General features: G+C 60.0%; 18 protein-coding genes. 9 read left to right on the top strand and 9 right to left on the bottom strand.

Features of this window, described 5'->3' with window-relative positions:
- Positions 1 to 346: 346 nt before the first annotated feature.
- The gene (locus ACO1XS_RS17475; protein WP_486391254.1) at positions 347 to 2,209 is read left to right on the top strand and encodes a hypothetical protein; all 1,863 of its coding nucleotides are present in this window, start codon (positions 347 to 349) and stop codon (positions 2,207 to 2,209) included.
- A 21-nt stretch (positions 2,210 to 2,230) separates the two neighbouring features.
- The gene (locus ACO1XS_RS17470; RefSeq protein WP_486391253.1) at positions 2,231 to 2,431 is read left to right on the top strand and encodes a hypothetical protein; all 201 of its coding nucleotides are present in this window, start codon (positions 2,231 to 2,233) and stop codon (positions 2,429 to 2,431) included.
- A gap of 229 nt (positions 2,432 to 2,660) precedes the next feature.
- On the opposite strand, the gene ACO1XS_RS17465 is transcribed toward ACO1XS_RS17470, so the two are convergent.
- The 5 genes from ACO1XS_RS17465 to dnaA form a co-directional block, all read right to left on the bottom strand.
- Complete coding sequence (locus ACO1XS_RS17465; RefSeq protein ID WP_486391252.1) at positions 2,661 to 3,434, bottom strand: tyrosine-type recombinase/integrase; 774 nt, start codon at positions 3,432 to 3,434, stop codon at positions 2,661 to 2,663.
- Positions 3,435 to 3,520: 86 nt separating this feature from the next.
- The gene (locus tag ACO1XS_RS17460) at positions 3,521 to 5,278 is read right to left on the bottom strand and encodes a retron Ec67 family RNA-directed DNA polymerase/endonuclease (RefSeq protein ID WP_486391251.1); all 1,758 of its coding nucleotides are present in this window, start codon (positions 5,276 to 5,278) and stop codon (positions 3,521 to 3,523) included.
- 1,406 nt (positions 5,279 to 6,684) lie between these two features.
- Positions 6,685 to 9,156: a DNA topoisomerase (ATP-hydrolyzing) subunit B gene (gene gyrB, locus ACO1XS_RS17455; RefSeq protein ID WP_486391250.1), complete on the bottom strand. Its 2,472-nt coding sequence runs from the start codon at positions 9,154 to 9,156 to the stop codon at positions 6,685 to 6,687.
- A gap of 117 nt (positions 9,157 to 9,273) precedes the next feature.
- A complete protein-coding gene (dnaN, locus tag ACO1XS_RS17450) occupies positions 9,274 to 10,377 on the bottom strand; it encodes a DNA polymerase III subunit beta (RefSeq protein WP_331573516.1) in 1,104 nt (367 codons plus the stop codon).
- A gap of 229 nt (positions 10,378 to 10,606) precedes the next feature.
- The gene (gene dnaA, locus ACO1XS_RS17445; RefSeq protein ID WP_331573518.1) at positions 10,607 to 12,214 is read right to left on the bottom strand and encodes a chromosomal replication initiator protein DnaA; all 1,608 of its coding nucleotides are present in this window, start codon (positions 12,212 to 12,214) and stop codon (positions 10,607 to 10,609) included.
- Between the two features lie 433 nt (positions 12,215 to 12,647).
- Between dnaA and rpmH the strand changes: the two genes are divergently transcribed.
- Genes rpmH through yidC form a run of 4 tightly spaced genes read left to right on the top strand, consistent with a single transcriptional unit; the run spans position 12,648 to position 15,295 of the window.
- Positions 12,648 to 12,782, top strand: coding sequence for a 50S ribosomal protein L34 (gene rpmH / locus ACO1XS_RS17440; protein WP_133649748.1), 135 nt, complete (start codon positions 12,648 to 12,650; stop codon positions 12,780 to 12,782).
- A 10-nt stretch (positions 12,783 to 12,792) separates the two neighbouring features.
- A complete protein-coding gene (locus ACO1XS_RS17435; RefSeq protein ID WP_414720330.1) occupies positions 12,793 to 13,332 on the top strand; it encodes a ribonuclease P protein component in 540 nt (179 codons plus the stop codon).
- A gap of 16 nt (positions 13,333 to 13,348) precedes the next feature.
- Positions 13,349 to 13,579 (top strand): membrane protein insertion efficiency factor YidD, encoded by a 231-nt coding sequence (gene yidD / locus ACO1XS_RS17430; protein ID WP_331573520.1) that lies wholly within the window; start codon positions 13,349 to 13,351, stop codon positions 13,577 to 13,579.
- A gap of 30 nt (positions 13,580 to 13,609) precedes the next feature.
- A complete protein-coding gene (yidC, locus tag ACO1XS_RS17425) occupies positions 13,610 to 15,295 on the top strand; it encodes a membrane protein insertase YidC (protein ID WP_331573522.1) in 1,686 nt (561 codons plus the stop codon).
- A gap of 100 nt (positions 15,296 to 15,395) precedes the next feature.
- On the opposite strand, the gene ACO1XS_RS17420 is transcribed toward yidC, so the two are convergent.
- Complete coding sequence (locus ACO1XS_RS17420) at positions 15,396 to 15,818, bottom strand: transcriptional regulator (RefSeq protein WP_173261296.1); 423 nt, start codon at positions 15,816 to 15,818, stop codon at positions 15,396 to 15,398.
- A gap of 388 nt (positions 15,819 to 16,206) precedes the next feature.
- Between ACO1XS_RS17420 and mnmE the strand changes: the two genes are divergently transcribed.
- Positions 16,207 to 17,610, top strand: coding sequence for a tRNA uridine-5-carboxymethylaminomethyl(34) synthesis GTPase MnmE (gene mnmE / locus ACO1XS_RS17415; protein ID WP_486391249.1), 1,404 nt, complete (start codon positions 16,207 to 16,209; stop codon positions 17,608 to 17,610).
- Positions 17,611 to 18,113: 503 nt separating this feature from the next.
- Here the strand turns inward: mnmE and ACO1XS_RS17410 are convergent.
- Positions 18,114 to 18,359, bottom strand: a complete 246-nt coding sequence (locus ACO1XS_RS17410) for a hypothetical protein (RefSeq protein ID WP_331573525.1) — start codon at positions 18,357 to 18,359, stop codon at positions 18,114 to 18,116.
- 169 nt (positions 18,360 to 18,528) lie between these two features.
- Between ACO1XS_RS17410 and ACO1XS_RS17405 the strand changes: the two genes are divergently transcribed.
- Together ACO1XS_RS17405 and ACO1XS_RS17400 are read left to right on the top strand one after the other, a co-directional pair.
- Entirely contained in the window at positions 18,529 to 19,650 is a 1,122-nt protein-coding gene (locus ACO1XS_RS17405; protein WP_331573526.1) for a helix-turn-helix transcriptional regulator, read from the top strand.
- Positions 19,647 to 20,216, top strand: coding sequence for a hypothetical protein (locus tag ACO1XS_RS17400; RefSeq protein ID WP_331573527.1), 570 nt, complete (start codon positions 19,647 to 19,649; stop codon positions 20,214 to 20,216). Before ACO1XS_RS17405 ends, ACO1XS_RS17400 begins: the two co-directional genes overlap by 4 nt.
- Positions 20,217 to 20,327: 111 nt before the next feature.
- On the opposite strand, the gene ACO1XS_RS17395 is transcribed toward ACO1XS_RS17400, so the two are convergent.
- Both ACO1XS_RS17395 and ACO1XS_RS17390 read right to left on the bottom strand, forming a co-directional pair.
- Entirely contained in the window at positions 20,328 to 20,774 is a 447-nt protein-coding gene (locus ACO1XS_RS17395) for a hypothetical protein (RefSeq protein ID WP_331573528.1), read from the bottom strand.
- A gap of 212 nt (positions 20,775 to 20,986) precedes the next feature.
- The gene (locus ACO1XS_RS17390) at positions 20,987 to 23,215 is read right to left on the bottom strand and encodes a LamG-like jellyroll fold domain-containing protein (RefSeq protein ID WP_486391248.1); all 2,229 of its coding nucleotides are present in this window, start codon (positions 23,213 to 23,215) and stop codon (positions 20,987 to 20,989) included.
- Positions 23,216 to 23,777: the final 562 nt, after the last annotated feature.

Raw genomic sequence — 23,777 nt, 5'->3', positions numbered from 1 at the left:
ACGCTATGCGCTTGCACCAAACCTCGTGCGACGCTCAGTGCCCATGCTTGCCTGGCGTAGTCATCAAAGATCATCGCAGCCGTCACTCCATCGTTCTTCGACACTAACCGAGCTGAACAGAGAGAGGACTGTAGATTGTCAATTGCGATGGCCGTCCTGTCAGTGCGTCACTGGTAGACGTCGTTATTCGATCGCATAGCATTGAGGTGCTTTCCCGGAGGTTTTCGCCGCACAAGCCTCTTCAATGACGGTACGATCGTGATTGATCTTATGGGCCGGCCCGAGTCACCAATGCACGTGAAGGGGGGCGCCGCGCCATCCAGCATAACCCGATGAATCAAAAACAATGAGTCAGCTCACTGTAATGGAAGAGGTCCGCCGTTTGCTGCCGGACGGCAGTTTCGACCCTCAGCTCGCACGTCTCGCGCCACCGCCCCTCAGGCGTTTGCGCCGCAGTCCCAAGCGGGGGGACGTCACCGCGCGCACCTTGCTGAAAAGCCGGCGACCGTCATCCGCCGCTCTCGACGCCAGCGAACATGAGCTGGGCGAATGGGATCTCTGCCCGAGTTGGGCGCCCGATGTCTTCGCGGTCGCTGCGACGCTGATCGAGCTGTCCGGCTGCTATACCGAGGCGACGTGCGTGGGAGGGAGTCTGATCGCGCACCGGGCCTATCTGGCGGACGCGAAGGCGGCGACCGGGGAATGGGAAGCGGAACAGCGGGTGCCGGACGCCGTCGACGCCTGGTGGGCCACGCTAATCGGCAAGGGCACCACTCCGATCGAGGCGGTTTCGGCCGACCCGGAACTCGTTGGCGTACTGTTGCGGCTGCTCGCGGTCAGCGACGACGTGTGCGTGGGCATCGGGTGGTCGACGCAAGATCCACGAGCCGCAACGTTTGCCGCGAAGCGCGCGTTATTTTCGTTCCTCGAAACCGATCACGGGGAGATGGCGCCACCGTTGCTGCCCCATCGCCCGCACTCGGTGTGCGAGCGGGTTCCGCCGGACGTAGCCATTGTCTTGCCCAAGGCATTGACGCCCGCCGTCGGCTGCACGGTGCGCGCGCTGAGCCACCATCTTGCGCTGCTGCCGGGCCGCACGGTGGTGTCGCCCCGTTGGTACTTGACCGGCGAGGGCAATCAAGGCGATGCGATGCGCCTGTTGTTCGTCCCATATCCCTTCGCTGTGCCGGGCGCCAGTTTCGTTAAGAGGGGCACGTCGCAATCGCTTGTGCACAACGCTAAAACGCAGGGCTATTTCGGGCTGGAGCAGTCGTGGCTCACCAAGCCCGACGGCACGGCGCTCACGGCCGAGGAGTTCGCCGACGCGTTGCTGGTGCCGTTGCTTGACGCGGCTCGGCGTGAAAGCGCCGATCCTGTGCATGGTATTTTGCTGCCCGAATGCGCGGTCTCGACCGCGTTCGGCATGCGGCTCGCGGACGTGCTGGCTACCAAAGTCGAAACGTATGGCCTGAAATTTCTGATCGGCGGCTTGCTCGACACCGCGCAGCCACAACGCACGCGCAACCTCGCGATGGGGTATGTGTTCGACCGCCCGCGGCCAAACAAGGTCGTCAACCCCGACGCGCCGGCGATCGCGGAGGGCGCACACTCCAAACACCACCGGTGGTGTCTCGACCGGTCGCAGATTAAGCGGTACGGGCTCGCCAATCTCTTTCACAACGACACCGACAAATGGTGGGAGCAGATCGACGTGTCGGCGCGCGAGCTGCCGTTTTTTGCGATCCGCGACGACCTATGCATGACCGTGTTGATCTGTGAGGACCTGGCACGCGCCGACCCGGCCATGCCGGTGATCCGTTCGGTCGGGCCGAATCTCGTGGTCGCGCTGCTGATGGACGGTCCGCAACTGGAGTCGCGGTGGCCCGCGCGCTATGCAACGGTGCTGGCGGACGATCCGGGCTCTTCTGTGCTCACGCTCACATGCGCGGGCATGGTCGATCGGTCAAACTACGGGCAAGCCAATCCGCGACGCGCGGTCGGGTTATGGCGCCACGCCAACGGCCACATGCAGGAACTGCTTCTACCGCACCGGCACCATGGCTTGCTGCTGACGCTGCGCTCTGTCGAAGAGGAGCAGTTTTCGCTGGATCACCGCAGCGACGGTCGCCTCACGAGCCGACTGGAGTTAGAATGGTTCAAACCCCTTGCCTTGCCGGCGGTCCCCGCTTGGCTGGGGGACTACCCTTAAACGATCCCCGGAGAGGCCACCATGGTCCAGCGAGTTGCCCGAGTCAGCGGGCGCGCCATGCTGACGTCCGAGCGCAGCGCGCTCACCGAGTTCGCTACGACATACGACGCGGTGGTAAGCGCCGACGTGCAGAGCCGCTATCGCGCGGCGCTGCGCCGCAAGCAGGACGCGGCCCGCGCTGAAGCCACACCACGCAGCCAGGAAAAGCTCGTTCGACGCTAGGCGGACGCGGGCGGAGAAGCCCGTCAACGGCAACAGACGACAGCCCGCCGGTTTCGGCGGGCTTTTTTTGCACTTTTTGGACAGACTGCGACCGCCTTCAAGTCTGATGCGTGACGCGGTTGAGCCTCTTCAGCCGACGGCTGGCCCGAGAAAACGTACCCATTGGCCGCGTCTGGGTCGACGAAGGCAGGATGAGAGCGCATGTCATCGCGGATAGGTCCAAGGCGAGCTACCGGTCAACCAGCGTGAGCCGGGCGTGATACTTGGCCGCCTCTCGACGTAGACGCGATTGCTCCGGCGAGATGTAAATCGAGGTGGTGCCGAGGGACGCGTGGCCAAGCGTTTGTTGCACGACCTCTAGCGCGGCGCCGCTCGCGAGCATCTGCGTCTCGATGGTATGGCGAAACGCATGGGGCGACGTGCGCTTTAACTTCCGGCGCTCCGCCTCGGACAACTCGGGCAGCGCCTCGAGTAGTCGATCGATGGCCCATTGTGTGAGCCCGCGCGCACCGCGTACACAATAGCCTCCGCCGGCGATGGATGTGCGGGGCGCGTCGTCGTCGTCGTTCGGTGCGCCGAACTTCGCGCGGCTCCGCGGCGTCGGCGGCACATGCAAACGCTCGCCTACACACTCATTGCGCGAGCGATGCCGGAGCAAATAGGTCGTGCCCAGCTTTCGCCCCAAGAGCAGCCAGACGCCCCAAGTCGGCAATGCGAACGAGACCGCCACGAGCATTTCCGCCCCGAAAGCTGCTGGGCGCCGACCCAGCTCGATGCCCGGCAGTAATCTCGACAATGCCGATGACTTGGTACCCATACCACGTGCCAGGTTCGCGAGCCGCACATATGTCTCCGTAAACGCCAGGAGCTGATGCAGCAGCACCACCCCGCAAGGCTGGCCACGCAGCACGATGGACTGAGAGTCCAGCAAACCCTCGTCTATCCGATGAGAAATGCCCTCCCACTTCCAACCCGTGAACTTCGACAACTGCTGAAGCGACATGCCAGCTTCTGCAGCGCGTGGGAGGTCCCTCGCCTTCCGCGGTACCGGAGATTTAGTGTTGACGGCGCCGCGCGCCGACGGTGCCATCACGGATTCTTGGCGGAATGGGCGACTAATACGGCCTGGATGCGCATCAAAATATCATGAAATCCCGAGAAGTCACCGGGATTTTTAGCCTTCTTGATGACTTGTTCTGCGAACACATGTTTCCCATATTGTGTTTTGGCATCGAATCGATTTTTACCGCTAAACATCTTCCCATTGAGCTTCGTGTCTCGGAGGTGCTTGGGAAAGAAATTCTCAATAGTGACCATTTTGTCATTCACGAGCGGGAGCGCAACGACGTAGAGATTGTCGGCAACGTGATAGTAAGGCTCACTGCCAGTGACAGGGGCCGGACTGTTGCTCCGGGTCTTGACCGCAGAAAATATGCCTTTCGTGCCCTCATCGTTATCGACCAGCAGGATGACAGGGTGTCGTTTCGCCGTGGCTTTGAATCCTGCGAACTCATTGCCGTACCGAGCAACAAAACTGTTCAAGTCACCCGTTCCGCCGCCGAGCGAAAGGACGCGCGACGCAATCTTTGTGTAATTAAAAAATGACACATGAATGCTCGTCTTCGTCGCAGCCTTGCTCGACAGCAGGGGGTAAGCGGTCGGGAGTTGCTTCAATGCACATTGAACGTAGACTTTATCGGTCTTCCCTTCGCAGAGTATTAGTGGCTTCTCTGGATGAAAAAAATGCGTAAACAACAGAAAGCGGCGGAAAGTCCGAGTTGCCGCATCCATTTCTGCATGATCGCCTTTTTGGCCGCGGTGGTCTCGCGCTTTATCGGGTGGCAAATGCTTCGTCTGCTCAAACAGGCGCACATTATCGATGAAGCTGAGCATGCCACGGAGCTGCCCCCGGGTTCCTTCCTTTTTCTGAAGTACCCACGCGCCGTCGTCGTCCCGATATGAATTCTGGATGTAAAATATGCCCTTCGTGACAAGCGAATGCACCATAGCGCGGGCCGTCTTTCTGTCCTCGAGCCGAACACTGACGCCTGAGTTCACAACGATTCCAGTGACGTCTTGCCGAAATCGATTGACCTGCATTCTCGTCTTGGATGGATTTAGCTGAAAACGAGACTCCTTTATTATTTTCTGAAGGGACTTTCCCGCGACCCAAAGATTCGAGTCGCCAACGCGCATCGCGATGGAGGCAGGGAATACCGCACGATTCGTCGAAAACGTGAGGTCATCCGCGTATCGCGAGTAGTAGCAGTCGTTCCGTGCGGCAAGCTGCGCCAGGCGCACGTCAAGGATGTGTGCGATGAGGTTCGCAATGACAGGCGAGCAAGGGCTGCCTTGAGGAAGAACCTTGTTGTGGCAGGCTATTTGCGCAAGCATGCGCGCGACCTGCTCATCGAGCAGGAAATACCTATTTTTCTTCAAATATCCGGATATCCGGCCAAAATCGACCGTTCCGAAGAAATCGTGCAGGTCCACGTTGAAGACATAGCGTCTTCTGCGATGTCTGGCCGCGTTGGTCAGAATCGAGTGCTTCTTTCGAAAACCATGTGCATACGAGTTAATTACCCTGCGCTCAGAATCAATGTCGTCAATGCATTCGGACAATAAGTTGGCCAGGCGTTTCTGAAGTAGCTTCAGCCGCTCGTTTGGCGCGCTAATAAGGCGAGTCCCGCCACTCCGCTTGCGAATCTGAAATTCATTATACTTGCTGGAGTCGGGCGTACCATAGACTATTGAAGCCAATCCTTTTGGCGTGTAACCAAGAAGATGAGCAAACCCTTGTAAGGACGACAGTAGTCGCAGTCGCGCAATGTGAGTGATTTTATTCATTCGACACTTTGAGAATGTCTGCGGACACTCTATGGCAACGTCTCATCGCTACGCAGATGCTACGATATGCGAGGGCAACGACCCCTCACTCCACTTCCATTTATCGCGAAGCACGATAACAAATCTGTCCGCAGACATCGGAAGGCTAACACGTTTTTAAAGAGAGTTCAATTTTTGCCCGCAGACCACTTTGGGGGGCCCTCTATCGAAAATTCACTCTCCATTCGCTCTGCTACTTTATGACATAATCGCGCATTTCTGGCCATGTCAGGTCCTTTCGAAGAATTTCCTTGTTCTGGAGCCTTCTCATGACAGATTCGTCAAGCACCGGGACTGAATAGTGCAGCATCAGAGTCGCGGCGTTGATATCGCGAATGTGCTGTAACATCTCCATCGAACAACGCAAAGCGCGGTCGAACACAAACCAAAGCATCTTTTCGTGGGCCCGCCACCGTGTTCATCGTTCAAACGTTCAAGCTTTGTGCTTGCTACTATGTGCAAGCTCGCCATAAATTACGGTATCCAGTATCTCGCGATAAGTAACGGGAGCATCCCCAATCTGAAGTGGGGAGCCGCAGATAAGAACGAGAAGCGTTGGCTTCGGATGTGTTCAAACGCATCCCGAAAGAGCCTGTGTGCAAATTTATAGTTTTCGGCCAAGCGTGAAATGCTATATCTATCGTTATTTTGAGACAACATCCGGTACGTGAGGACGAATGCCTCGATATTGGCCAGGTCATAATGATGTATGTCGACATCGGTTACTTCTGTCTGCACTTCCAGCGCCCAGGTCAACTGTCCACCGGTGATGACATGGTCCATTGCTATGGCGCAACGTAGACAGCGAGCTTGTGCTCAACCGTGATTGTCTATCCAGGCGCAGCACCAGTCGAGTGCCGGCCAGTTGCGCCTCGCACTCACTTTCGACGTTGCTCAGCAAACCAGACGTTTCCACTAGCTTGTTGTTTCGTATAACGGCACCGCTGGCGACGTATTCGTGGTCTTGCCGGATAGCATGTCCCAAAAGCAAATAGCCCCAGTAGACTTCTGCGTCCATCAGCGAACGACCTCCGGCCGGGCACCGTCCGAGTCGATGAGCAGCGCATTGGCATTGGGCCTAAGGAGGGGCCGGCGGGTTCTTCAAGCGTGCCCCGGCACTGGCCCGTACAGCGTGGCCAGTATGCTATCTCTTGGTCGGCGTCGGAATCTCCCCGCGACGCGCTAAACGAGGCCGACTGCGACGAATTACGCGTGACGGAACGGACGCGGATTGCGGTGCGATTCCTCAAAGAACACCGGCGCATCGATGAATTCTCGATAAATCCAACCTACCAATAGAAGACCCAAAAATTGTCAACTTATGGGTCCTTTTCTCAGCTTATGCGTCTATCTATAAAACCAACCCCTCAAACATCAATATTCCCCGCCCGCAGCGCATTGCTCTCAATAAACGCGCGCCGCGGCTCAACCTCATCGCCCATGAGCGTGGTAAAGATCCCATCCGCCGCGATCGCATCCTCGATCTGCACGCGCAGCAACCGCCGCACATTCGGATCCATCGTCGTTTCCCAAAGCTGCGACGGGTTCATCTCCCCCAACCCCTTATACCGCTGCTTGGAAACATTGCGCTCCGCATCTGCGATCAACCACCGCATAGCGCTCTTGAAGTCCGTAACAGCCATACTGCGCTCCCCGCGCTTGATGACCGCCCCAACCCCAATCAACCCTTTGAACGTATTGGCGGTATTCACGAGCTGCTGGTAATCGGCCGTCAACAAGAACTCCTCGTCGATCACCGACACCTTCACATTGCCGTGATGCCGCCGCTCGACGCGCAACGAGCGCAGCTCGCGCACAGGGTCATACTGCGGATAGACACTCACCTCAGGCTTCAACGGATCGCTGCGCAGCGCAACCTGAAGCGACTCGGCCGATGCCGCCGCCCCAGCCTCGCTCGTCAGATCGATCGCCACGCCATCCATGATGGCTTCCAACGCGCTAGCATCATAAATCCGCGCCAGCCGCTCCACCACGCCCTGCGCCAACAAATACGACCGCGCCAACTCTCCCAACGCATCGCCGGCGATCGGCATCGCGCCTTCGTTCGCCATAAGCTCCGAACCCTGCAACGCAAGCCGCAGCATATGCGCATTGAGCTCGGCGCCATCCTTCAGATAACGCTCGTCCTTCCCAGCCTTGACCTTATAAAGCGGCGGCTGCGCGATATAGATGTACCCGCGCTCGATCATCTCCGGCATCTGCCGATAGAAGAACGTCAAAAGCAGCGTACGAATATGCGCACCGTCCACGTCCGCATCGGTCATGATGATGATGCGGTGGTAGCGCAGCTTGTCGAGGTTGTAATCTTCCTTGCCAATCCCGCAGCCGAGCGCGGTAATCAGCGTAACGATCTGCTCCGATGAAAGCAGCTTGTCATAGCGCGCCTTCTCGACGTTGAGCACCTTGCCGCGCAGCGGCAAAATCGCCTGGAACTTGCGGTCGCGGCCCTGCTTGGCCGAACCGCCTGCGGAATCGCCCTCGACGATGTAGATCTCCGATTTCGCCGGGTCCTTCTCCTGGCAATCGGCCAGCTTGCCCGGCAAGCCCACGCCGTCGAGCACGCCCTTGCGTCGCGTCATCTCGCGCGCCTTGCGCGCAGCATCGCGCGCACGCGCGGCATCCACGATCTTCCCGCAGATGATCTTCGCGTCGTTCGGCGTCTCGAGCAAAAACTCTTCGAGCGCCTTAGCCACGACCTCTTCCACCGGCGCACGCACTTCGGACGAGACGAGCTTGTCCTTCGTCTGCGAACTGAACTTCGGCTCGGGCACCTTCACCGATAGCACGCACGACAAACCTTCACGCATATCGTCGCCCGAGGTCTCGACCTTGGCCTTCTTCGCGATTTCGTGATCGGCAATGTACTTGTTCATCACACGCGTCATCGCCGCGCGCAGCCCCGTCAAATGGGTACCGCCGTCGCGCTGCGGAATGTTGTTCGTGAAGCACAGCACGTTTTCGTTGTAGCTGTCGTTCCACTGCATCGCGACTTCCACGCCGACACTGTCCTTCTCGCCGACCACGTGGAAGATCGTCGGATGCAGCACGGTCTTCGTCTTGTTGATGTACTCGACGAAACCCTTCACGCCTCCCACGAACGCGAAATCGTCTTCCTTGCCAGTACGCTGGTCCGTCAGCCGAATCCGCACACCGTTGTTCAGGAACGAAAGCTCGCGAATCCGCTTGGCCAGGATGTCGTAGTGATATTCGACGGTACCGAAGATCGCCTGGTCGGCCATGAAATGCACTTCAGTACCGCGCTTTTCCGTATCGCCGAGGAATTGCATCGGCGATACGTGCTCGCCGTTCACTTCCTCGATCACGCGGTTTTGCGGCACCCCGCGATGAAACTCCATGAAGTGCTTCTTGCCGTCGCGGCGCACCGTCAGCCGCAACCAGCTCGAAAGCGCATTCACGCACGAGACACCGACGCCGTGCAGGCCGCCCGACACCTTGTAGCTGTTCTGGTCGAACTTGCCGCCCGCATGCAGCTCGGTCATCACGATCTCGGCCGCGCTGCGCTTGGGATCGTGTTTGTCATCGAGCTTCACGCCGGTCGGAATCCCGCGGCCGTTATCGATGACGGAAACCGAATTGTCCGCGTGAATGGTCACCTGGATTTCATTGCAATACCCGGCCAAGGCCTCGTCGATCGAATTGTCGAGCACTTCGAATACGAGGTGGTGCAAACCGGTGCCGTCCGACGTGTCGCCGATATACATCCCGGGCCGCTTGCGGACTGCCTCCAGACCTTCGAGGATCTGAATCGAAGAGGCGCCGTAGCTGTTGTCGGGCTGCGAAATGTGCTGTTCACTCATGGGTATCTTCCGGTTTTGCATCTACTGCCTGGGTACTACGTACGGTATTTCGGTCTGCCAAATAAACGCCAAAGGGGCGCTGCGCCCCTTGGTCTTGGCTGCTTCCCGGCCGTCGGATCAAATGCGCATCGGCATGACGACGTACTTGAAATCATCGTTTTCCGGGATGGTGATCAAGGCGCTCGAGCTCGCGTCGGCCACGCTCACCTGCAACATGTCGACCTTCAGGTTCGCCAACACGTCGAGCAGATAAGTGACGTTGAACCCCATGTCGATCGTGTCGCCCTGGTAAGCGATCTCGAGCTCTTCCTGCGCCTCTTCCTGATCGGCGTTGGTCGACATGATTTTCAACTGCCCCGGCTCGATCACGCAGCGCACGCCCTTGAATTTGTCCGAGGTCAAAATGGCCGCGCGCTGCAGCGAGCGCTGCAACTCGTCGCGCCCGATCACGAACGTGTTCTTGTGCGCCTTCGGAATGACACGCTGGAAATCGGGGAACTTGCCCTCGACCAGCTTCGAAACGAGTTCGACCTGGCCGAACGTGAACTTCGCCTGCGTCGATGCAATATCGATCGTGACGACATCGTCGATGTCTTCGAGCAGCCGCTGCAGCTCGAGAATCGTCTTGCGCGGAACGATCACTTCCTGGCGCGGGAACTCACCCTCGATCTTCATCGACGAATACGCGAGACGGTGCCCGTCGGTTGCCACGGCCATCAGCCGGCCACCATCGACGACGAGCAGCATCCCGTTCAGGTAATAGCGGATGTCCTGCTGCGCCATGGCGAAATGCACCATACCGAGCAATTGACGGAACGTCTTTTGCGGGACGGCAAGGCTCGCGCCGTAATCCTTGGCCTGGGCGACGGTCGGGAATTCGTCGGCGGCGAGCGTCTGCAGCGCAAAGCGGCTCTTGCCCGATTGCACCGTCAGCCGCTTGTCGGCCAGCGTCAGGCTCACCTGCCCATCGGGCATCGCGCGCAGGATATCGAGCAACTTGCGCGCAGCGACGGTGGTCGCAACCGATTCGCCTCCCACGCCGAAATCGGCCCGCGTCGTGATCTGCAATTCGAGGTCCGTCGACAGAAACGATACGTCCGGACCGTTCTTGGTGATCAGCAGATTCGCGAGGATCGGCAACGTATGGCGGCGTTCGACGATGCCGCTCACGGTTTGCAGCGGCCTGAGGAGGTTGTCTCGTTCGGTCTTGACCAGTTGCATAGAGTTCCTTCGTTGATAGGACGGCAGGGTCCAGCCGCCTCGCCCGGCAGATTCGTCGACTCAAGCGCCGACGCCCCGCATTTCTCCGCGCTTTGTGCCCACTTCCCGCACTTTCCCGCCACCCGCGCAGCCAGGGCGGCTAAACCAATATTGTGCCTGAAAAAGAAACCGACTCCGCTAAATCGGAGGGAGGGCCCGCCATGCCCCGACCGCACCCGCCCGCCGCGGCTCAGCCCTTCAGCGTTTGCTCCAGCACGTGCAATTCGTGGTTCAGCTGCGCATCCTTGCCGCGCTCGTCGGCGATCTTGCGCACCGCGTGCAAGACGGTGGTGTGATCGCGCCCGCCGAAGAGCTCGCCGATCTCGGGCAAACTCTTTTGCGTGAGTTCCTTCGCGAGATACATCGCAATCTGGCGCGGCCGCGCAATATTCGCCGGACGCTTCTTCGAATACATATCGGCGACTTTGATGTTGTAGAAGTCGGCGACGGTCTTCTGGATGTTCTCGACGGAGATCTGCCGGTTCTGCACGGTCAGCAGATCCTTGAGCGCCTCTTTGGTCAGCTCGATCGAAATCTCGCGGCCGTGGAACTTCGAATAGGCGAGGATCTTCCGCAGCGCGCCTTCGAGCTCGCGCACGTTCGAGCGCAGATGCTTGGCCACAAAAAACGCGACGTCCTCCGAAAGACTCACGCCTTCGGACTGCGCCTTGCGCATCAGAATGGCCACGCGCATCTCGAGCTCGGGCGGCTCGATGGCCACGGTGAGCCCCGAGTCGAAGCGCGAGATGAGGCGATCGTCGATACCCGAAATCTCCTTCGGATACGTGTCGCTCGTAATGATCACCTGCGCCTTGTTGGCAACGAGTGCTTCGAACGCATAGAAGAACTCTTCCTGCGTACGCGACTTGCCGGAGAAGAACTGAATATCGTCGATGAGCAGCAGATCGAGCGAATGGTAGTACCGCTTGAAATCGTCGAACGCCTTGCGCTGATAGGCCTTCACGACATCGGACACATATTGCTCGGCATGGATGTAGCGGATCCGCGCGCCCGCCTTGTCCAGCAGCAGCTGGTTGCCGATCGCATGGATCAGGTGCGTCTTGCCGAGCCCCACGCCGCCATACAGGAACAGCGGGTTGTACGACACGCCGGGATTGTCGGCGACTTGAATGGCCGCTGCGCGTGCGAGCTGATTCGCCTTACCGGTCACGAAGTTGTCGAAGGTCAGCACCGGATTGAGCTTCGAGCGCTCGTACATCGAATCGGTCTCGGCACCGCCAGGGCCGGCGAACGCACCGGGACGCCAGGTGCGCCGCGCGGCCGCGGCCTCGCTCGCATCGACGCTCGGCAAGTCGCTATCGGCGGCATCGTCGGCCATGTGCGCGCCCGCGCCATTGCCGGCCGCACCCGTCCCTGCACTCATCCCCGCTCCCATCCCGCTACGCACGCCATTCGGCTCGCCGCGCGAGGCGCCGGAGGCAGCGCCCGCGGACGGCATGCCGCCATTGGCCGCCAACGCGGCTGCAACCGATGCGGGAACACGCGGCAAAGGCACCGACGACGCGCCGCCGACCGACGCACGCAGGCCAGCCTTCGGATCCAGCACGAACTGGACTTCCACGGGGGCCTGCCAAAAGTCGCGCGCGAGATCGGAGATGCGACCCGAAAACTGGCTCTTGACCCAATCGAGCTTGAAGCGGTTCGGCGCGGCGATGGACAATGTGTTCGCGGCGGCGTCGAAGGCGACCGGGGCCAACGGTTTGATCCACGTCACGTACTGCTGGGGCGTCAATTCACGCTCCAGCAGTGCGGAACAGTGTTGCCAGAATTCGTTCATCAAAGTGACGTCGTTTTTAGTGCACGGTCACTCGCCGCCGCCTTCGTCGCGCGATGCGCCGAAGGACCCGGACCGGCCAGGCGAGCCCGCCACAAACCCTTTCGCAACAAGTACTTGCGGCGAACGATGGGACTCGCGACGACGTGCAGGATTCTTGAGATAAGGCGAGATTCTACCGCCAAAAACGACCGGCCAGGGAGTTATCCACAGGGCCGGATCGAGCGCTGCACGCGCACCCGCGGGCCTTGCGCGTGCATCCGAAATCAACGTAACGTATTGACGACCAAAAGAAAACCGGTTTAAATAGCGGGTTCCCGCGAAAGCGAAAACTGATTCCCGGCCCCGTCGAATGCCTCTCGGCGTTGTCCTGCACGGTTTGCAGGCAAGCTGACAGCGCCAAAGCGCACGCGGCCCATTCCCCAGTGAGAGCGACATGAAACGTACCTACCAACCTTCCGTGACGCGCCGCAAGCGCACCCATGGTTTCCGCGTTCGCATGAAGACCGTCGGCGGCCGAAAAGTGATCAACGCCCGTCGCGCGAAGGGCCGCAAGCGTCTCGCCATCTAAGGCAAGGCGCCTGAGCGCGTCGCGTCAGGCGCCCGCGGCAACGCGGGGACATGCGCACGCCGCCGTCGGGCTGGGTCCGTTGCGAGCGCGAGCCGTCTTCCCCAAAGCCGCGAGGCTTCTCAAAACGGATGAGTTTTCATCCGTTTTTCGTTTACGCCCGTGGCGCCGAACGGCGCATTTTGTCGTCTACGCCAGGCCGACGGGCAGCGATGCGCGCCTCGGTCTCGTGACGGGCAAGAAGTTCGCGCCGCGCGCCGCCACGCGCAATCTCGTGCGGCGCCTCGCGCGTGAAGCGTTTCGCGTCCGCCGCGACGATTTCGGCGGGTGGGATGTTCTACTGCGCCTGTCCGCGCGCTTCGACAAGGCCGCTTATCCGAGCGCCGCGTCGAGACCGCTCAAGGCGCTCGTTCGTGCCGAGATCGACACGTTGCTCGACAAAGTGGCGCGCGAAATCGTGCGCCGCGAAAGCAGTGCCGCGGCGACGGAACCGGGGCTCACGCCCGGACCGTCGAGCGGTGCGCAAGACGACCGGAGTTCGGGGCGGCCATGAACGCCGCTTCATCGCCATGCAAACGGTACTGATCGCGTTGCTGCGCTTGTACAAGATTGCCTTGAGCCCTCTGCTCGGCAGCCGGTGCCGCTTTTATCCTTCCTGTTCCGATTACGCACGCGAGGCAATCCAGTATCATGGCGCCGCGCGCGGAAGTTACCTCGCGCTCAAGCGGCTTTGTCGCTGTCATCCCTTTTCCGCGGGCGGGATCGACCTCGTTCCACCCGCACCCTCGAAAAAGCGCTGAAGCGCCGCTTTATCGACTCTGAGACCACGCATGGATATCAAACGCACCGTCCTATGGGCGATCTTCTTCGTGTCAGCGATCATGCTGTTCGACAACTGGCAGCGCGAGCACGGACGCCCGTCGATGTTCTTCCCGAACCCGACCGCGACCCACACCGCGAGCACGGGCGCGACGCCGGGCAGCGCGAGCAGCGCCGCGTCGGCCGCGGGCCAAGGGGGAGCGCCGTCGGCACCGGGCGTCGCGGCACCGGCGACGGTGGCAGGCGCCCCGCTGCCGTCCGCTCAGTTGATCCCGTTCAGCACGGACGTCTATCAGGGCGAAATCGATACGCGCGGCGGCACCCTCGAAAAGCTCACGCTCACGCGCAACAGCGATCCGAAGCAGGCCGATCTGAACGTGACGCTGTTCGATCGCACGGCCAACCACACCTATCTCGCGCGCACGGGCGTCATTGCAAGCGGCGCCGAGCTGCCCTATCACAATGACATCTTCACGCCCGTGCCGGGTCCGCGCGCGCTGACGGGCGACCAGAAGTCGTTTCAGGTCAGCCTCGAATCGCCGGTCAAGGGCGGCGTCAAAGTCGTCAAGACCTACACGTTCACGCGCGGCAGTTATGTCATCGGCGTCGATACCAAGGTCGAGAACGTCGGCACCGCCCCCGTTACGCCAACGGTCTACATGGAGCTCGTGCGCGACAGCCAGCCCGTCGAAACGCCGCGCTTCTCGCACACGTTCATCGGGCCGGCGGTCTATACGAACGAGCACCACTTCCAGAAGATCTCGTTCAGCGACATCGACAAGAAAAAGGCCGAGTACGCGAGTTCCGCCAACAATGGCTGGGTCGCGATGGTGCAGCACTATTTCGCGACGGCCTGGATTCCGGCCGAAGGCGCCAAACGCACCAACTACGTCGAGCAGATCGACCCGACGCTGTACCGCGTCGGCGTGCAGCAGGCGCTTCCTACGCTCGCGCCGGGACAATCGGCCGATGTATCGGCACGGCTTTTCGCGGGTCCCGAGGAAGAGCGTGTGCTCGAAGGTATCGCGCCCGGCCTCGATCTCGTGAAGGATTACGGCTGGGTCACGATCATCGCGAAGCCGCTGTTCTGGCTGCTCGAGAAAATCTACGGTCTCGTCGGCAACTGGGGCTGGGCGATCGTGCTGCTCACGCTGCTGATCAAGGCCGTCTTCTTCCCGCTTTCGGCTGCGAGCTACAAGTCGATGGCGCGGATGAAGGAAATCACGCCGCGTATGCAGGCACTGCGTGAACGCTTCAAGAGCGATCCGCAGAAGATGAACGCGGCGCTGATGGAGCTCTACAAGACGGAGAAGGTCAATCCGTTCGGCGGCTGCCTGCCGATCGTCGTCCAGATTCCGGTGTTCATTTCGCTTTACTGGGTGCTGCTCTCGTCGGTGGAGATGCGCGGCGCGCCTTGGATACTCTGGATCCACGATCTGTCGCAACAGGATCCGTTCTACATCCTGCCCGTGCTGATGGCGGTCTCGATGTTCGTGCAGACGAAGCTGAACCCGACGCCGCCCGACCCTGTGCAGGCGAAGATGATGATGTTCATGCCGATCGCGTTCTCGGTGATGTTCTTCTTCTTCCCGTCGGGCCTCGTGCTGTACTACGTCGTCAACAACGTGCTGTCGATCGCGCAGCAGTACTACATCACGCGCATGATGGGCGCCCGGAAGAAGGAAAAGACGGCTTGACGCTGGTTTGAACGACGCCTGCGGCGTGGCCGCGGCGTTGAAAAGGAATCGCCCGGTGAAGTTGCGGACCGGGCGATTTTTTTTGGCGGGTTCCCGAGGACTACGACTCTGAGCCGTCGCCGTAGAACTGTTCGATCAGCTCTTGCACGAGATAGCGGTGATGCGGCGAAAGCGCTTCGATCTTCGAGGCCAATTCGATCGTCTCGGGCGTCAGCGGGTACTTTTCATCGCGCGGCAGCGGTTTAGGCGTCGTACGCGCCGATGCTGTCGGCGCCGGCCCGTAATGCAGCCAGTGCAAATCGACGCGCAGCCAATCGGCGAGCGTCGCGAGTTTGTCGGCAGTGGGGATCGTTCGGCCCGTGAGCCATTTATGCGCGGTCTGCGGGGAGATCGGGCTGGCGCCGCGATGACGCAAATTGAACTGCAGCGCGAGTTGCGTCCCACCCGTCGCTTTCTCTGGGCTGCGCTGCAGGGCAAATTTGAGGCGTTCCGAGAACGCCGCTTTCTCTTCTGCGGTAGGCATCGCAAAATTGTGCAATCGAGCCGGAGTAAAGAAGACAACCACTCACGACAGTTTTAGCCTGCAGGAACGCGGTTTTAGCCAGATCGCGTAGATAGCCCGCGTGCCAAGGGAATTCAGTTCTTCAAGGAATTCCCGCTTGGAACGGGCGTTTCACCTCGGACGCGGTGATCGCACCTTCACTCCGTCTGAAGAATACACTATCCCGATTGAGATAAATCTAATTTATGGTAGGAGCGCCGCGGTCCACGGTGGGACACCGCCGAAAGGTGCGGCGACGGCGCGCTACAATGCCGCTCTTGCCGTGCTCGTCCCCTGGACGTTGCACCGCGTCGCGCGAGGCGTAACGCAGCACGCAAGACTGTTCTCTCACTGCATTAGCCGGATGACCATGCTCGCTACCGATTCGGATCCGATCGTCGCCATTGCCACCGCGCCGGGGCGCGGCGGAATCGGCGTGGTCCGCATCTCGTGCGGCCGCGCGGGCAGTGCGGCCGCCGAAGCGTTGATGCGCGCGCTCTTCGCGCAGATGCTCGAGCCGCGTCATGCGAGTTATGTGCCGTTTCTCGATGCCGGCGGCAAGGTCCTCGACCGCGGCATTGCGCTTTATTTCCCGGCGCCGCATTCGTACACCGGGGAAGATGTGATCGAGTTGCAGGGGCACGGCGGGCCGGTCGTTCTGCAACTGGTGCTGCAGTCCTGCCTCGATGCCGGCGAGACATTCGGTCTGCGTCTTGCCGAGCCCGGTGAATTCACGCGGCGGGCCTTTCTCAACGACAAGCTCGATCTCGCGCAAGCCGAGGCCGTCGCCGATCTCATCGAGGCGAGCACGGAGGCCGCGGCGCGTTCGGCGGGCCGTTCGCTCGAGGGGGCGTTTTCGCGCGACATTCATGCGCTCGTCGAGGAAGTCATCGCGCTGCGGATGCTCGTCGAGGCGACGCTCGACTTTCCCGAGGAAGAGATCGATTTTCTCGAGGCGGCCGATGCGCGCGGCAAGCTCGCGCACATGCGCGAGCGGCTCGCTCAGGTGCTTGGCGAAGCGAAGCAAGGCGCACTGTTGCGGGAGGGACTCGCCGTCGTGCTAGCGGGGCAGCCGAACGTCGGCAAGTCCTCTTTGCTGAATGCGCTTGCGGGCGCCGAACTCGCCATCGTGACGCCGATTGCCGGTACGACGCGCGACAAAGTCGCGCAGACGATCCAGATCGAAGGTATTCCGCTGCATATCGTCGATACCGCCGGGCTGCGCGATACCGAGGACGAGGTCGAGAAAATCGGCATCGCGCGGACATGGAACGAGATAGAAAAGGCCGATGTCGTCCTGCACCTGCTCGATGCGCGTGCGGGCATGACGCCCGACGACACAACCATTGCCGCGCGCTTTCCGGCGGGCGTGCCGGTCGTGCGGGTGCTGAACAAGACCGATTTGACCGAGCTGGCGCCGACGCTCGATCGGCTTGGTGCGACCGAAGTGGATAGCGAAGTATGCGAGCTGAGGCTCTCGGCGAAAAAAGGCGAAGGAATCGATTTGCTGCGGGCTGAGCTATTGCGTATCGCCGGCTGGCAGGCGGGCACGGAGAGCGTTTATCTCGCACGCGAGCGACACTTGCGTGCGCTGCGCGCGGCGCAGGATCATCTTGCGCTCGCGTCGGAGCACGGCGAGGCCGGGAATCAATCGCTCGATCTGTTTGCCGAGGAGCTGCGCCTCGCGCAGGAAGAGCTCAATTCGATTACCGGCGAATTCACCTCGGACGATCTGTTGGGGGTGATTTTCAGCAGGTTTTGTATCGGAAAATAACTGGTCGTCCAAGATTGTCTACTGACATCCAGCCTTTGACGGTACACATCTACGTGCGCGTGGCCGTCGTGTCCTGGGTCGATGTGTATCAAGGATGATACGAATCATGGAAGCATTGCGAATTTATGCGGCCGCAGAGACTAGGTGCGCAACGTTGTCGAGCAGGAGATCGCCGTAGGCCCACACGATGGTTCCAATGATCGTGAGGCAGGTTGCGATCCATAGACCTCGCTTCTGTTTCGGAAAATACCGAGATCTCAGCGCTATAAGCTCCGCGCTGCCGAACCTCCCTGGAGTGATCAGATCATCTAGGTCGCTTGCTTTGTTCCGCGCCAAGAACGCAAATACCGTGACCGGCGCACCGGCCCGTTGGAACCATTGAGCCATCGAGTCGCTCGCAGGCCGTAGAGCATCGATACACGGCAGAACGATCAGCAGGCCTGCTGCCAATGCTAGCAGGTACGCGACAGAACGCCATGTCGCTTCGATCTTCCGTTCTTGTGTTATCGGCGAGGAAGTCCATTCCCTTGGCGGTGATCTGGGGAGCCACTCGACATATGGCCGTCGAGCCCGTATGTGATCGCGCTCTCGGCTAGGCCGTGTTCCTCTAGGTAAACGAGATTGGCGGCGTAGCGCTGCATAGCGTCGTCGTCCATGGTGCTGAACAACCGCCGGATGTCGTGTGATCGGGGGTAGCTTTCGGCGAGCATTGTCAACAACTCACGCTGGTAGTCCTGAGCGAGCTTCATACACTCTCCGTTCGTTTGGGCAACGACGGTGGCAGTAACGGCAGCGAAGCCACGAGTAAAGGGGCCGCGAGCGCTGAATTGGAAGGTCAATGGTCTGTAACAGAGCGATGCCACGACTGAAACTTGACAAAACTTGACGCCCGATGCGTCGATAACTAGAATGCAGACTATGGAAAAAACTCTGTCGCGAGAAGCAGTTACAGACGCTTTGGCTAAAGCAGGTTTCAGTCAAGCCGAGCTTGCTCGCCGCCTGGATGTTAGCTCGCAGGCTGTCACAAACTGGCTCAAGGGGAAGGACTTCCCGCGTCCCGACAAGCTCCTCCGGCTGTCGGTACTCTTGCGCCTACCCTTTGAGAAACTGGTCGAGGTTCCTGCAACGGGAGCTCCGATTATTGCCTTTCGGAAAAGGGCCAGCACGAAGACGACGGCCGCGCATCTGGCACACGCTGCGGAAATGGGTTACTTGTTGAAAAGTACGGTGCCCTTTCTGCCCACTCGGCCGTCACTGCGGCCAAGGATGGATTCCCCGAGTGTTGACTATGGATTCCTCCAGCAAGCTGTCGCGGACATACGAGCAAAGCTCGGCATCGGACTCGCGGCGCCCCTTCAGTATAGCCATCTGATAGGGCAATTCGTTGAGGCTGGAGCAGTTCTCATTCCCGTACTTTGGGGCGAAAAAAAGCGCCATGAGAATGCCCTGCACATATGTCTTCCTGCGGAAGACGTCACATTCATTTACTTGAATCTCGATACCAAATTAGAAGATTTTAAGTTTTGGATGGCGCACGAGCTTGCGCACATGTACACCCCTAGTTTGGCCGGCAAGGACGAGGGAGAAGATTTCGCGGATGCTCTAGCGGGGGCGCTTCTTTTTCCCGAGGCTTGCTCCAAGGTAGCTTACGCTAAAGCTAGTGGAAAGGATGAACGGCATGCTTTGGCTGCCTTACAGCAGCATGCTGAGGAACATTCGATATCCATCTACAGTGTCTATCTAGAGGTGAAGAAGTACCAGGCGTACAGCAACCTTCCTGCGCTGCCGTTGGCTGAACAGTCGATCCACCGGTTTAGAACTGGGAATGCAACTCCTCTACTAAGCAAGGTGCTGTTTGACGATGAGCCGCCTGCGGCTAAAACCTATGTGGCCGCTTGCGAACGCATTTTCAATTGCCAATTGATTCCTGCGTTGCGCGGCATGATCAAGACGCGTTCGATCGGGGCGTCCTATGTAAGCCAAATTCTCGATATTCCTCTAAGCGATGCTTCAGCAATTCACGCGGAGTTATCGCTTTGACGTTGTTGTTGCTTGATACCAACGCCTATCTGAGGTTCGCCAAACGTATCAAGCCGCTCCTCGGCGTGCCGTTTGGATCGAAAAACTATCACCTCACCGTGATGCCTATCGTTGAGGACGAGTTTTATCGTAGCGCTCGCTTACGGGAGCGTTTTCCTTGGTTCGGCGGTGAAGATCTGGCGGAGGAGCGCCTCGCAACGCGCGTGCGACTATCAGCCGATGAAAAGGCCGCACTCGCGGCTGCGGCAAGCGTTCTCCGGCAATCTGTAACTGCGGACCCTTTGCGCTTCCAGAACCCGCCTTCGAAGGCGGATTGTGAGATTTTGGCGTTCACACTCGTTCGGGAAGCTGTGGTGGTAACAGATGACCTCAGCATGCATACTCTCGCCGGGGAATTCGGCATTTCCGCCATGCACGGACATCAGGCCCTCCACAAGATGTTCTCCGCGCGGAAGGTAGATAAGGCGATGATTCGGGAGCTCTATGCGGCCCTGGAGGCGAATGGCGACCTTCCCGCTAAGTGGGTGAAAGATCGCGACGAACTTTTCGCCAGCGTCTTCCGGTAGTAGATAAGCGTGCGTGCACGCAGCCTTCTCTATCACCTCGAAGACCGCGCGCTGATTCACGGTAATCACACGGTCGTGTTCCGCTGAGTCGTGCGCGTCGCGCACTCGCGCTCACGTGACGAGTTGAACGACCCAGTTCATCGCGGTAGGACCGAAGAAAACCGACACTGCGTCGGTTTGAAGAAACAGATTGGGGTTCACGTTCGGCACTTGAATACGCATGGGGCTGACCGATGACATCGCGCCGATTTCGAAAGTCGTAGCGTCCATTGGGCCGCCCGTAAGCCATACCGGATACAGGCCATTTTTTGCAGGCTGAGATTGATTGAATTGCAGAAAGGACGTGCTGTACACATTCTGAATCTTGCTGTGGACCGTCGGAACTACAGTGGCGCCCCCCGCTTCTGCGAGCGCCGCGGCGCTCCCCTCACCGGGAAGCGCGCTGACGTTCCATTGGCTCCGCGGGCTCGTGCCGTTTTCGCTCAAGATGACTTGTTGTTGTGACGATTCAGCGAGGTAAAGGCCGCTAGAGGTGCTAATCGTTACGGTTATGGGCATGGCGCTCTCCGTGTGCAGAAAACACTTGGCAAACACCCGAACCATCGACGGCGAATTTTCCGATCGAGGACCGGCACGAGCCACTCCGGTTGCCAACCGGGAGATCCGATTATCGGCTCGCGCCGCTCGACGAGACCTGGCAGAACTCATAGCTCCGCCAAGCCGGGAAGGTCGCATGATTTCGGTTTTGCCCTATCACGCCAAGCAGTCGATCACACCCCTTGCGCAAGCGTCGCGATCTGGTCGGCCGACATCGCCCCGCGGTAGATGCGGAACTCGTCGATCGATCCGGAGAAATACGGATCGGCCGAGAACTGCGAGCGGCCGATCCAGTTCTGTGCCGTTTCGCCGATGCGCCACGGTGCAAAGATCACGTCGGTGGCGCTGTTGACCGCAACACCGTTGACGTAAAGCGTGCCCACCGTACCCGATAACGTCACGGCAACATGCGTCCATTGGTTCGTTGGCAACGGGGCCTTGCCGTCGATGCGGCGCTCGCCATACGGGCCGTTCGTCGTGATTGCGAATCGCACCAATCCCGCGCCGCCCATCGGGGTGAGCATCATATAGCGGCCCGGGCCCGCGCCGAAATCGAAGATGCGCGCCCAACGAACCGACTTCGTCCAGTAGACCCAAGCGGCGACCGTGAAGTCCGATACATCGGCAACGAGATCGTTCGGCAAACTGACGTAACCGCTCGCGCCATCGAGCACGACGGCGTTGCCGAGTTTCCCCGTCCCGTGCGACGCCCCGCCGACGAGCGTACCCGCATGGCCGTTGCCGCTCGCATCGGCAGCGCTCGTGCCAGCGGTCTCGTCGAACGTCAAATCGGTATGCAACACAAGGGTCGTCACGGCGACGACTTCGTTCGAGTTTCCGCTCTCGCCCGAGGCGGTGCTGGCACTGACGACGTAATACCAGGTACCCGCCGCCGGGCTGTCCGTGTAGGTCAGCGGGTCCGTGATGCCCGTCGCGACGGTGCTGTAGGGCCCGCCAGCACTGCTGCCGCGCTTGACGTTGTAGCTCGCGCCGTTCGATACGCCCCACCATGAAAGCACGACTTGCCCGGCGGCAGGATAGGCCGTCAGCCCGCTTGGCGCGGCCGCCGGCACCACAGGGTCACGCGTGCACGTCAACGTGCCGTAGCCGAGTTGATCGTAGCCGCCGCTGTTCGGCCCGTAGTTTCCACCGCCGCCCTCAGGTTGGATCTTGAGTGCGAACTGCTTCGACCACGGTGCGGCAAGACCTTTGCGGTTGACATAGTGGTTGTAGACGAGCGCCCAGCATGGGCGGATCGTGCCCTGGCTCGCGGTCGAGAACGCCGTTTGCGTCACGTCGACGTTCGAATAAGTGACGTAAGGCACCGTGTAGTAAGTCGTGCCGTCCGGCTGAAGCAGGTTCGCCTTCGCCACGTATTCGGCACCGGCGAGGAACCGGTTATTGTCGTGCCCATAAAGATCGATGCCCTGGTTCCAGGCCATCTCGCAGATCGCCCCGGCGAGCGCAATGCCGAGCGTATTGTGTCCCTGGTCCCGCCCGCTCTCCTGCCACTGGCCCAGATAGCCAGGGTGCAGATAGTAGACCGCTTGCGCGATGGCGCCGTTGCCGGGGCCGTTCAGGAAATAGTTGACCGCCTCGTCGAAGAGCGAGTGATCGTCGCAGAGCACGCCGATGGCCATCACGGAAGCGAGATTGCACAAATCCCAATTGGCCCAGTAATGCGTGATCTCGGTGCCGTTGTGGCGATTCAGGAAATCGTGATTGATCGGGTAGAAGATGTTGCGCATCATCGTCTGGAACGCGGCGAAGTCGGCACCGGCCCAGCCCGTGTAATTGCGCATGATCTCGCCGGCGTTCGCAAACTCGTATCCATAGATGCCGGCGGCCAGATCGACGTTGGAGTCGCCGCCGAGCCGCTGCAGCGTCGACGACCATGCGTTCATGATCTGCACGGCTTTGTCGGCGTAGCGCGCGTCGCCGGTCACCTTCCACCGCAACGCGCATGCGTAGGCCGCAGCGATGTCGTTATAGAGCACCGGGTAGTTCTGCGTGCCGGTGCCGCCCCGGTCAACCTCGACTTGCGGGCGCGGCGTCCAGGACAGACTCGCGTGGCTATTGGCAATCAGCACGTTCCAGCCGTCGATCCACGGCGACGCCTGTGCCGATACTTTTTGTGCCATGCGGGCGAAGTCGCTTTGCGTGTGCAGCAAACCGGGGTGGACGAACTGGCCGCTCGTCGTCAGATCCGTGGCGCCCGAGGCGACATGCGCCAATGCTCCGCCCGCGGCGGCAGCGCCCGTGCTCGTCGTGCGGCTCACCGATGCGGCGGCACTCGTCCCACCTCCCCCTCCGCAAGCCGAGAGCACCAGCGCGCCAAGGCTATAAAGGAATGTGCGCCGCGAAATCCCCGTTTCCTGTTCGTTCTTTTTCAAATCATCCATGTCTGGGCTTTCCGTTAATGGGTCATGGGCATCGATCGGTCTGTCGCATCGGCGAAGCAAACGTTTGCGCGAGATCGCAGGTTCTTGCCTGTTCCGGCGCACTCCCTCGATTGTTGCGTTAACGGATGGTCTACTGCGTTTTTCGAGTGCGATGGAGGGGTAGGCGTCGACGGAAACTGGAGTAAGAAAAACCTGAGCACGGTGGACATCGCTCGGTTCTCACGCGAATAGAAGTCGATCCGATACGCGGGGGATCGCATGCGCAATGACGTTCTCGCTAGCGAAGTCCAGCCGCAACCAAGGTCGCACGCGCAAAGCAATCGAGATTGATTATTCGTCGAGCCGTGGTTCGCTTCGTCGACAGCGAGCCACGCGTTGATAACGTCTCCACAATACCGCCAAGCTTCACTGTTGATGGTGCTCGATCGGCACGCCGTCTGTGGAGTTCTTTACTTTATTCGACAACTTGTTCATAGCCGTTTTCCCAAACTGGCGGTATGACAATTTTAAGGGTGGTCGTCGCAATGGTTAGGATTCCTAATGCGGGAGCAGGTGGGTCGGG

Source organism: Trinickia sp. (assembly GCF_057351765.1).
This window is presented reverse-complemented; position numbering and strand designations above follow the sequence as displayed.